Genomic DNA, 8,202 nt, shown 5'->3' with positions numbered 1-8,202 from the left:
GATGCCGAAGGCAAGAAGCTGACCGGCCGCAATGCGGTCAACGTGATTCCCGCGGCCGAGCTGGCCGGCTGGAAGAAGGCGGCCGAGCCGGTGGTCGAGCAGTGGGTCACCGAGGTGGGTGCCAAGGGCGCCGACGGCCGGCAGCTGCTGACCAACGCGCGGGCGCTGATCGCCAAGCACGCGGGCGGCAACTGATTCCTTTCTTCCAGCAGTTCCCGACCTCCGCCTGAGCAGCGGCGGCCCATGCCGGGCCGCCGCATGGGCGCAACGATCACGGACTCTCCCATGCAAGAACCCATTCCCGGCAGCAGCGACGGCGCGCTGTCGGCCATCGGCCCCTGGGGCCGGCCGCTGCTGCTGGCCAGCAAGGCGCTGGCCCTGGCCGGCGGCCTCGTCTTCGTGCTGCTGGTCGGCATGAGCATCGTCAGCATCGTCGGCCGCAAGCTGGCCTCGTCGCCGGTGCCTGGCGACGTGGAGATGCTGCAGATGTGCGCAGCCTTTGCCTGCGCCAGCTTCTTCGCCTACTGCCACCTGGCCGGTGGCGACGTGAAGGTGGACTTCTTCACCGCGCGTGCCTCGCGCCGCACCGTGCAGCTGCTGGACGCTGTCGGCTCGCTGCTCTTCGCCCTGGTGGGTGCGGCGCTGGCCTGGCGTTCCTGGGTGGGCGCGATGGGTGTGAAGGAAGCGGGCGAGACCAGCATCATCCTCGGCTGGCCGCTCTGGATCGCGCAGGTGCTGATGGTGCCCGGCTTCGTGCTGATGGCGCTGGCGGGCCTGTACATGGCCGGCCTGCACCTGCGGCTGGCGCTGGGGGTGCGGTCATGAGCGGCATTGCAGCCGGCGGGCTGATCTTCGCGCTGCTGATGACGCTGCTGGCCCTGCGGGTGCCCATCGGCATTGCCATGTTCGTGATGGGCTCGGGCGGCTACTTTGCGCTGTCGGGCTTCGAGTCGGCGCCGCTGATGAGCGCGCTCAAGCACGTGGCCTATGCGCGGCTGTCCAACTACGACCTGATCGTCATCCCGATGTTCCTGCTGATGGGTCAGTTCGCCACCCACGGTGGACTCAGCGCCGCGCTGTTCCGCTTTGTCGCGGCCTTCATGGGCCACTGGCGCGGCGGCATGGCGATGGCGTCCATCTGCGCCTGCGCCGGCTTTGGCGCCATCTGTGGTTCATCGCTGGCCACCGCGGCCACCATGGGCCAGGTGGCACTGCCCGAGCTGCGCCGCTTCGGCTACGCCGGCGGTCTGGCCACCGGCGCATTGGCCGCGGGCGGCACGCTGGGCATCATGATCCCGCCTTCGGTGCCGCTGGTGATCTACGCCATCCTGACGCAGGAATCGATCGGCAAGCTGTTCATGGCGGCGGTGCTGCCCGGCGTGATCGCGATGGTGGGCTACATGATCGTGGTGCGCATCATCGTCAGCCTGAACCCGGCGGCCGGCCCGGCGGGCCCGCGGGTGCCCTGGCCCGAGCGCTTCAAGGCGCTGGCACAGGTGCTGCCGGTGCTGGCGGTGTTCGTGGTGGTCATCGTCGGCATCTACGGCGGCTGGGCCAACCCCACCGAGGCCGCGGCCATCGGCGCGGCGGCCTGCGGCGTGCTGGCCGTGGCCACCGGCGGCATGCGCCTCAAAGGCCTGCTGGCCAGTGCGTTGGGCACCGCCCAGGCCACCGCGATGATCTTCCTGGTGCTGCTGGGCGCCGACATGCTGAACACCGCGCTGGCGCTGTCGCAGATGCCGGTGGAGCTGGCCGCCTGGGTGCAGGCCAGCGGCCTGCCGCCGATGCTGGTGATGGTGGCCATCCTGGTGATCTACATCCTGCTGGGCTGCGTGATGGACAGCCTGGCCATGATCCTGTTGACCATTCCCATCTTCTATCCGGTGGTGATGGGCCTGGACTTCCATGGCCTGCCGCCGGCCGACAAGAGCATCTGGTTTGGCATCCTGGCGCTGATGGTGGTCGAGATCGGCCTGGTGCATCCGCCGGTGGGCATGAACGTTTTCATCATCAACCGGCTGGCCAAGGACGTACCCCTGGTCGACACCTTCAAGGGCGTGATGCCGTTCCTGGCGTCGGACCTGGTGCGCATCGTCGCGCTGCTGGTGCTGCCGGCGATCTCGCTGGTGCTCATCCACCACTTCGGCGCCTGACGCCCAGCCCCTGCAAGGAGTGCCCCACCCGTGGCCCAGATCATCGGCGGCCTGGCCGCCTCTCACACGCCCACCATCGGCTTCGCCTTCGACCGCGACAAGCGCAACGACCCGGTCTGGGCGCCGATCTTCGAAGCCTTCGAGCCGGTGCAGCAGTGGATCGCCGAGCGGCGGCCCGACGTGCTGCTGTTCATCTACAACGACCACGTCACCTCGTTCTTCTTCGACCACTACTCGGCCTTTGCGCTGGGAGTGGGCCGGCAGTGGCAGGTGGCCGACGAAGGCGGTGGCGCCCGCGACCTGCCGCCGGTGCAGGGTCACCCGGCGCTGGCCGCCCACATCGGCCGCAGCCTGATGGCCGACGAGTTCGACATGTCCTTCTTCCAGGAGCGGGCGCTGGACCATGGCTGCTTCTCGCCGCTGTCGGTGATGTGCCCGCATGAGCCGGCCTGGCCGGTGCAGCTGGTGCCGCTGCAGATGGGCGTGCTGCAGTTTCCGCTGCCCAGCGCGCGCCGCTGCTTCAAGCTGGGCCAGGCGCTGCGCCGCGCCATCGAAAGCTACCCCGAAGACCTGCGCGTGGCGGTGGTGGCCACTGGTGGCCTCAGCCACCAGGTGCATGGCGAGCGGGCCGGCTTCAACAACCCCGAGTGGGATGCGCGCTTTCTCGACCTGCTGGCGCAGGACCCCGAGCAGCTGGCCGGCATGACCCATGCCGAGTACGCCACGCTGGGCGGCCTGGAAGGCGCCGAGGTGATCATGTGGCTGGTGATGCGCGGTGCGCTGTCGCAGCAGGTGCGCTGCCTGCACCGCAGCTACTACCTGCCGTCGATGACCGGCATCGCCACCGCCATCTATGAGCCGCTGGGGCAGGGCATGGCACCCGCGGCGGCCGAGCGCCACCGCGCCCATGTGGACGCCCAGCTGGCCGGTGCCGAGGCGCTGCCCGGCACCTACCCGTTCACGCTGGAGCGCAGCGTCAAGGGCTACCGGCTCAACCGCTTTTTGCACCAGCTGGTGCAGCCCGACTTCCGCGCGCGCTTTCTGGCCGACGAGGCGGCTTGCCTGGCCGCCGCCGACCTGAGCGACGACGAGCGCCGCATGGTGGCGCAGCGCGACTGGCAGGGCCTGATCCGCTACGGCGCCATCTTCTTCATGCTGGAGAAGCTGGGCGCCGTGGTGGGCGTGAGCAACCTGCACATCTATGCGGCGATGCGCGGCCAGACGCTGGAGGACTTCCAGCAGACCCGCAATGCGCCGGGCGCCTTGTATTCGGTGGCCGGCACGCAAGCCGGCGCGCTGGGCTGGGACCAGCCAGCTGTCTAGACAACCTGGAGGAGACCTTGATGATGAAGAAGAAGCTGTTCACCCTCGGCCTGCTGGCCGCCGCAGCCGGGGCGCAGGCCCAGACCGTGACGATCTACGGCTTGATCGACGTGGCGGTGGAGCACCTCACCCACGTTGGCGCAGCCGGCAGCAGCGTCACCCGCATGCCAGGGCTGACGGGCAGCCTGCCCTCGCGCCTGGGCCTGCGCGGCAGTGAAGACCTGGGCGGCGGCCTCAAGGCCATCTTCACGCTGGAGCAGGGCATCGGCGTGGACAGCGGTACGCTGAACCAGGGCGGCCGCAGCTGGGGCCGGCAGGTGTTCGTCGGCCTGTCGGGCGACTGGGGCAGCCTGACGCTGGGCCGCCAGTATTCGATGCTGTTCTGGTCGCAGCTGGATGCCGACATCCTGGGCCCGGCTGCCTATGGCTCGGGCTCGCTGGACAGCTACCTGCCCAATGCACGCGTGGACAACGCCATCGCGTACCGCGGCAGCTTCAGCGGCCTGACGGTGGGCGCCACCTACAGCTTCGGCCGCGATGCGGTCAATGCCGGCCCCAGCCCCTCGGGCACCAACTGCGCCGGTGAAAACGCCGACGACAGCCAGGCCTGCCGCCAGTGGAGCGCGATGGCCAAATACGACGCCGCCACCTGGGGCCTGGCCCTGGCGGTGGACGAGATCCGCGGCGGCACCGGTGCCTTTGCCGGCCTGACCAGCAGCCGCCTGAAGGACCGCCGCGCCACCGTGGCCGGCTGGGTGAAGTTCGATGCGCTGAAAGTGGGCGCCGGCATGATCGACCGCCACAACGAAGGCAGCGCCAGCACGCCGCGCAGCCGGCTCGGCTACCTGGGCGCCGCCTATGCGGTGACGCCGGCCTTCACGGTGGACGGCGAGCTGTTCAAGCTGGACTACCGCGACAGCGCCAACGGGGCCGTGCTTTATGCGCTGCGCGGCACCTACAGCCTGTCCAAGCGCACAGCGGTGTACGCCACTGCCGGCCACATCGACAACGACGGCACGCTGGCCCTGGGCGTGAGCAATGCGGCGGCGGGCAACGCGCCAGCGGCCGGTGGTTCGCAGACCGGGTTCGCGGTGGGCGTGCGGCACAGCTTCTGAACCTGCTGCACACTCGCGGCCCCGTTGCACGCAGTCCGGAGTTTCTTGCCCATGAGCACATCCATTCCCCTGGTCGGCATCTCGTCGATGGCCACGCGGCAGCTGCTGGCCGAGCTGGCGCCGCTGTGCGCACCGGCCGGCAGCACGCTGCGGTTCGAGTCGGTGGGCGGCGTGGACGCGGCACGCCGGGTGGCCGAAGGCGAGTCCTTCGACCTGGTGGTGCTGGCCGCCGATGCGATGGACAAGCTGATGGCCGCCGGCCATCTGCAGCCCGGCAGCTTGCGGCCGCTGGTCGATTCGCCGATGGCCATCGCCGCCCGCGAAGGCACGCCCGCGCCCGAGGTGGGCAGCGAAGCGGCCTTGCGCGAGGCGGTGCTGCAGGCGTCGCGCATCGGCTACTCCACCGGCCCCAGCGGCGTGGCGCTGATGGCGCTGTTCGAGCGCTGGGGTGTGATGGAGACGCTGCGCGCACGCCTGGTGCAGGCCCGCGCCGGCGTGCCGGTGGCCTCGCTGGTGGCCAGCGGCGAAGCCAGCCTGGGCTTTCAGCAGCTCAGCGAGCTGATGCACCAGCCCGGCGTGCAGGTGCTGGGCGAGATGCCGGCCGGCGTGCAGATCACCACCACCTTCAGCGGCGCGGTGGCGGCGCGCAGCGCGCAGCCGGGGCTGGCCGCGCAGGCACTGCAAGCGCTGGCCGGGCCAGCCGTCGAAGCCGTGGCGGTGCGCCTGGGGCTGCAGCCGCGGCAGGGTTGAGGAAACGACGTTCAGTCACCGCCTTCACTGGAAGCCGGGTTCGCTGCCCAGGATTGCAGCCAGGTCTTGACGCTCGCCCAGCAGCCGGACCACGTCGAGGTGATCGGCTCTCTCGAAGTAGCACCACAGCAGCGGGAACTTCGCGATCCGCCAGGTCCGCAAGCCGCGAAGTTCCAACCGCTTCCCGAGGCGTGGTGAGCCCATGCCCGGCTCGGTCTCGATCTGATCCAAGGCCTCGTTCAGGGCCTTGACCAGCGTCAACGCCAGGCGCGAGCCCCCTTGCTGCCGGTAGTAGCGGACCTCAGCGCGACGATCGTCGAACGCTTTGGGTCGAAGAAGCGCTGGCTTCAATCGATGTCGCCGCGTGCGATGGACCGCAGTTCTCTGTCGTCGGCCTGGGTACGGCGGCGACCGGGACCGGAGGCCAGGCCTTCTTCGATGAGGTCGCGCAGGCGCTTCTTGGCTTGCTCCTCCTGATCGCGCCGAACCAGGTCGCGAATGTATTCGCTGGTATTGCCGTAGTGGCCCGACGCGACGCGCTGGTCGATGTATTCGCGCATCGCGTCGGGCAAGGCAAAGCTCATCGTCTGGCGGCTCATCGGCGCATCGTGCGCAGTTTGACAACCGTTGTCAACATGGGCGAGCCGTTGCAGTCATCACACCCTGCGCCGGACGGCAACGGCCAGCGCCGCCAGGCCCAGCCCCAGTATCGCCCAGGTGCCCGGTTCAGGCACCGCGCTGATGGTCAGTGCCAGCCGGTCGCCGGCCTGCAGGCCGGTGGGGGCCAGCAGCCAGTCTTGCGTGCCGGCTTGGCCGAAGGCGGCGCCCAGCGTCACCGCGTAGGGCTCAGCGGGGTTGAACTGCAGCGTCTGTCGCGCGTCGTCGCCGCTGATCGACGCCAGCTGACCGAAGGCCGGCGTGACGCTGCCCACCAGGCCGAAGCTGGCGCCTTGCAGGCTCAGCTGCAGGCCGGGCAGCGCAGCGCCGGCCCCGACCACTGCATTGAAGGCCAGCCACTGACCCACATCGGCCGCTTCCAGCGCCAGCTCCACGCGCACCGGCGCGCTGCCGCGCAGCGTCAGGTCCAGCGCCAGGCTGCTGCCGTTCAGCGTGACGCTGGCGTCGTTGCCGCCGGCCTGCACGCCCACCAGTTGCAGCGCCTGGGCCTGGGTGGCCAGGGCGGCCACGCTCAGGGCCAGCGCAGCGCGCCAGCGCCGCGGAATGCTCATGCCATGCATCGTGCGCCCCTTCATGCCGGCACCAGCGTGCGGCTGTAGATCTGCTGGCCGTCGATGTCCTTGAAGGCGACGGTGAAGCTGCGGCTGGCCGCGTCGATGTTCACCTCGCCGAAGAATTGCATGCGGGCATAAGGCGACAGGTTGGCCTGCCCCGGCGGCGGCGCCTTCTGAAAGTCCACCCGCGGGCCGAAGGTGCCGTCCAGCGTGTTGGGGCCGAAGGTGCCGGCGTTCAGCGGGCCGGCGACGAATTCCCAGAAGGGGTCGAAGTCGGTTAAGGCCGCGCGTGAGGGGTCGTACTGGTGGGCGGCGCAGTAGTGCACGTCGGCCGTCAGCCACACCACGTTGCGCACCGCCATCTGCTTGATGGCGCGCAGCACGCCGGCGATCTCCAGCTCGCGGCCACGGGCCGGGCCGTCGTTGCCGTTGGCAATGGCTTCCCAGCGGGCATTGCCGTTGGCGTCGCGGCCATCGCCCACGTTCAGGCCGATGGGCATGTCGGCGGCGATCACCTTCCAGGTGGCGCGCGAGCGGCGCAGGCCGTCCTTCAGCCAGGCCAGTTGTTCGGCACCCAGGTAGCGGCTGGCGTCGTTCTCGGCGGCCTCGAGGTTGGTGCCGTTGGGGCCGCGGTAGCTGCGCATGTCCACCACGAACACGTCCAGCAGCGGACCGTAGGGGATGTAGCGGTACACCCGTTCCAGCTCGGCGGCGCCGTAGGGGCGCATCGGCGCATATTCCTGGAAGGCGCGGCTGCCGCGGGCGATCAGCAGCGGCACGTCCTTGACGGTGTAGCGGCTGTCGGCCGACAGGTCCTTGCTGGCACTCCAGTTGTTGGTCACCTCATGGTCGTCCCACTGCCAGATCTGCGGCACTTCGGCATTGAAGCGGCGCATGTTCTCGTCCAGCAGGTTGTAGCGGTAGCGGCCGCGGTATTCGTCCAGCGTCTCGGCCACCTTGGACACTTCCGGCGTGACCAGGTTGCTCCAGGTCTGGCCGTTCTCGGCGGTGACGGTGGCCTGGATGGGGCCGTCGGCATAGATGGTGTCGCCGCTGTGGATGAAGAAGTCGGGCTGCACGCGGCGCATCTGTTCGTAGATGCGCATGCCGCCGAAGCCGGGGTTGATGCCCCAGCCCTGGCCGGCGGTGTCGCCACCCCAGACGAAGCGCACGTTGCGCTGCAGCGCCGGCGTGCGGAAGCGGCCCAGCACCGGCTCGCTGGTGGCGCGGCTGTTGGTCAGGCTCTCGAACCAGGCGCGCACGTACACCGTGCGGTCGGCCGGCAGGCCGCTCAGGTCCATGCGGGCGGTGAAGTCGGTGACCTCCAGCGCATGCGGGCCGACGCGGCGCACCGGGCGGGTGAAGGCTTCGTCGAAGGCGTACTCGGCGATCAAGCGCGCCGGCCGGTCGGCCCGGCTCCACAGCATCGTGTTGCCCAGCGTCATGTCGCCGAACTGGATGCCCTGGGCCATCAACGGCCGGTCGGCTTCGGCGGTGACGATGGCGGCAGAGGCCACCTGGTGCCGGGGCAGCAGGGCGGCCCCGGCCAGGGCCATGCCGCCGTGCAGCAGGCGTCGGCGTTGGGTCGAGTGGCGGTCTTGGCTCATGCGGGGCTCTCCTCGTGGGGTC

The 8,202-nt window shown here is 69.8% G+C and carries 9 protein-coding genes and 1 pseudogene; 6 read left to right on the top strand and 4 right to left on the bottom strand.

Going from position 1 to position 8,202, the window contains the following annotated elements; all coding sequences use genetic code 11:
• From ABNT58_RS23825 to ABNT58_RS23800, 6 genes and pseudogenes are all read left to right on the top strand, one after another.
• A pseudogene (locus tag ABNT58_RS23825) lies at nt 1–195 on the top strand (C4-dicarboxylate ABC transporter); the annotation flags it as partial.
• Nucleotides 196–285: 90 nt separating this feature from the next.
• Nucleotides 286–825 carry a TRAP transporter small permease gene (locus ABNT58_RS23820; RefSeq protein ID WP_348755884.1) on the top strand — a complete coding sequence of 180 codons (540 nt, stop codon included), beginning with the start codon at nt 286–288 and terminating at the stop codon, nt 823–825.
• Nucleotides 822–2,153, top strand: a complete 1,332-nt coding sequence (locus tag ABNT58_RS23815; protein WP_348755883.1) for a TRAP transporter large permease — start codon at nt 822–824, stop codon at nt 2,151–2,153. Before ABNT58_RS23820 ends, ABNT58_RS23815 begins: the two co-directional genes overlap by 4 nt.
• A gap of 30 nt (nt 2,154–2,183) precedes the next feature.
• Complete coding sequence (locus ABNT58_RS23810; protein ID WP_348755882.1) at nt 2,184–3,476, top strand: gallate dioxygenase; 1,293 nt, start codon at nt 2,184–2,186, stop codon at nt 3,474–3,476.
• Between the two features lie 20 nt (nt 3,477–3,496).
• Nucleotides 3,497–4,591: a porin gene (locus ABNT58_RS23805; protein WP_348755881.1), complete on the top strand. Its 1,095-nt coding sequence runs from the start codon at nt 3,497–3,499 to the stop codon at nt 4,589–4,591.
• A 51-nt stretch (nt 4,592–4,642) separates the two neighbouring features.
• On the top strand, nt 4,643–5,341 hold the full coding sequence (locus tag ABNT58_RS23800; RefSeq protein WP_348755880.1) for a substrate-binding domain-containing protein: 699 nt from the start codon (nt 4,643–4,645) through the stop codon (nt 5,339–5,341).
• A 24-nt stretch (nt 5,342–5,365) separates the two neighbouring features.
• Here the strand turns inward: ABNT58_RS23800 and ABNT58_RS23795 are convergent, their stop codons facing one another.
• Genes ABNT58_RS23795 through ABNT58_RS23780 form a run of 4 tightly spaced genes read right to left on the bottom strand, consistent with a single transcriptional unit; the run spans nt 5,366 to nt 8,180 of the window.
• Nucleotides 5,366–5,692: a type II toxin-antitoxin system RelE/ParE family toxin gene (locus tag ABNT58_RS23795; RefSeq protein ID WP_348755879.1), complete on the bottom strand. Its 327-nt coding sequence runs from the start codon at nt 5,690–5,692 to the stop codon at nt 5,366–5,368.
• Nucleotides 5,689–5,940 (bottom strand): type II toxin-antitoxin system ParD family antitoxin, encoded by a 252-nt coding sequence (locus tag ABNT58_RS23790; RefSeq protein WP_348755878.1) that lies wholly within the window; start codon nt 5,938–5,940, stop codon nt 5,689–5,691. The genes ABNT58_RS23795 and ABNT58_RS23790 overlap by 4 nt, the downstream gene beginning before the upstream one ends.
• A 57-nt stretch (nt 5,941–5,997) precedes the next feature.
• On the bottom strand, nt 5,998–6,594 hold the full coding sequence (locus ABNT58_RS23785) for a PEP-CTERM sorting domain-containing protein (RefSeq protein WP_348755877.1): 597 nt from the start codon (nt 6,592–6,594) through the stop codon (nt 5,998–6,000).
• A complete protein-coding gene (locus ABNT58_RS23780; protein ID WP_348755876.1) occupies nt 6,591–8,180 on the bottom strand; it encodes an alkaline phosphatase D family protein in 1,590 nt (529 codons plus the stop codon). The genes ABNT58_RS23785 and ABNT58_RS23780 overlap by 4 nt, the downstream gene beginning before the upstream one ends.
• Nucleotides 8,181–8,202: the final 22 nt, after the last annotated feature.

Source organism: uncultured Aquincola sp. (genome assembly GCF_964001545.1).
Taxonomy (GTDB): Bacteria; Pseudomonadota; Gammaproteobacteria; order Burkholderiales; family Burkholderiaceae_C; genus Aquincola.
The sequence above is the reverse complement of the archived record's forward strand: the minus strand, read 5'-3'. Positions and strand labels throughout refer to the sequence as shown.